At 74.2% G+C, this 209-nt stretch carries 1 protein-coding gene; it reads left to right on the top strand.

The features are described 5' to 3' along the window. A partial coding sequence (locus M0638_RS28350) for a hypothetical protein (RefSeq protein WP_248670309.1) occupies positions 1 to 209 on the top strand: 209 nt, incomplete at both ends.

The following is a 209-nucleotide window of genomic DNA, read 5'->3' on the forward strand; positions in this document are numbered from 1 at the left end:
ACCCGGCCGCCCTCAACCGTGCCCAGCGCTTGGAAATCGCCCTGCGCGCCGCCCTCGGCACCTGGGTCACGGATCGCTACCTGCGCGCCGTCGCCGGCGAGCATTTCCGCCCCGTGCTGTGCGACCTGCGCGACAGCCTGCACCCGGCCGAGACCGTCGAGACCCGGCGCGCGCACGGCTTCGATCCGGCCTGCACGGCGTATCGGCTG

Origin of the sequence: Roseomonas acroporae (assembly GCF_023223525.1) — a bacterium.
GTDB lineage: Bacteria > Pseudomonadota > Alphaproteobacteria > Acetobacterales > Acetobacteraceae > Roseomonas_E > Roseomonas_E acroporae.